This window comes from Vibrio sp. 10N.286.51.E5, from assembly GCF_041469125.1.
Taxonomy (GTDB): Bacteria; Pseudomonadota; Gammaproteobacteria; order Enterobacterales; family Vibrionaceae; genus Vibrio; species Vibrio crassostreae_C.
In genome coordinates, this window is the sequence record NZ_JBFRJZ010000150.1 from 1 (window position 1) to 1730 (window position 1730).

Sequence of the window (1730 nt, forward strand, 5' to 3'; positions counted from 1 at the left end):
CACCACGAGTACGAGCTAATTGGCCGTGCAACACGCACTGTGTTGGATGAGTACTTCCAAGAGTTCTCTGCGTAATTCGTAGTTGCTAGAAAATATAAGCCCCGTCAAGTCGGGGCTTTTTTATTCGGTTGTTTAGGTCGTGATAATGAATGTAATTTCTGTAAATGCCGTTGAATCTGCCATTTTGGCACTCTTGATGTTGTTGTTTGGTGAGGTAACCAAAAAACACACACCAATATTAAGTAAATATCATATCCCAGGGCCGGTGATTGGTGGGTGCATCGCAGCCTTAATTACTACTTGCTTATATCGCATGGGAATGGAGTTCGAATTTGAACTTCCTTATAAAGAGACGTTGATGCTGATGTTTTTCGCAGGCATTGGTTTAAGCGCAAATATCAAGCAGCTATTCCAAGGTGGACGCTTGTTCGTTGTCTTTCTCGGAATCGCCGTTGTTTATATTATTTTTCAGGACGCTATTGGTGTCGCTGCAGCCTCGTTCTTAGGGCTGGATCCTAAGCTAGGACTGATGACGGGCTCTATCACCCTATCAGGTGGGCATGGTACAGGTGCTGCATGGGCGTCGATGTTTCATGACCATTTTGGTGTCGATAATGCACTCGAAATCGCGATGGCCTGTGCCACTTTTGGTCTTGTGATTGGCGGTATTATCGGAGCGCCTTTAGGCACGTATTTGGTTGAAAAAAATCAACTTTCAACACCGAACGTACATGCAGCAGATGTGGAACACAAAAAGGCCCATCACATGCCGACTAAGGGCAATGTACTACATGGCATCGGAAGCGTTGTTCTTTTAGCATGCTGTGTTGAGCTCAGCCAAATGCTACATAGTTTAGTGCTTGTGCTCGATGTGCATTGGCTGAACATGGTGCCAAATTTCGTCTATGCGTTATTTGTTGGTGCACTATTCTCAACACTATTTAGCGAGAGCAAACCTGCCAAGATTGCGATGGTCGAAGTGGCACGTTTAAGCTCAATTGCCCTAAGTGTCTTCTTATCTATGGCATTGCTTGAAATCAAACTTTGGCAGCTGTTTGATATGGCGTTGTCGCTGGTGGTTATCCTAACGATTCAAACATTGTTTACTATTGTGTTTGTTACGTCCGTTACCTATAAGCTACTCGGTAAAAATTATGATGCCGCGGTGATGGCAAGTGGTCATGCGGGCTTTGGTTTGGGTGCGACACCGACAGCCATGCTCAATATGAATGGTATCACGGGTTACTACGGCCCATCGCCACAAGCGTATTTTATCGTGCCGTTAATTGGTGCGTTCTTTATCGATCTCTCAAACCTAATCGTTATAGAGACATTCTTACATTTCATGTCTTGATGGATCTTCCCCATCAAAGGGGATTACCAAAAGTTCAGTACTTTGACTTTAAAATTTACTCAAGACATCAAAAACTATATTCAGAAGAGGAGTGACGGTTTGAAAGGTGTAATTTCAATTCAGTCTCATGTGGTCTTTGGCCATGCTGGCAATAGCTCTGCCGTTTTTCCTATGCAACGTATGGGACTCGAAGTATGGCCTATCCATACGGTACAATTTTCCAACCACACACAATATCAACAAGGTTGGACCGGGCAAACATTCGGCTCAGATGATATTCGAAACTTGATTCGAGGCTTAGACAACATCAACGTACTGAAAGACTGTGGTGCGATCCTATCGGGTTATCAGGGAAGCGCAGACCAATGTAAAGCGG

The 1730-nt window shown here is 44.3% G+C and carries 1 protein-coding gene and 1 pseudogene; both read left to right on the forward strand.

Annotated elements, in window-relative coordinates:
• Positions 1 to 145 precede the first annotated feature (145 nt).
• A complete protein-coding gene (gltS, locus tag AB4161_RS23175) occupies positions 146 to 1354 on the forward strand; it encodes a sodium/glutamate symporter (RefSeq protein WP_017061004.1) in 1209 nt (402 codons plus the stop codon).
• 99 nt (positions 1355 to 1453) lie between these two features.
• Positions 1454 to 1730: pseudogene (locus tag AB4161_RS23180) on the forward strand (pyridoxal kinase); the annotation flags it as partial.

Bases quoted from the DNA above. Each gene is read 5' to 3' on its own strand.
- gltS (WP_017061004.1), top strand. From the start codon at position 146: ATGAATGTAATTTCTGTAAATGCCGTTGAATCTGCCATTTTGGCACTC.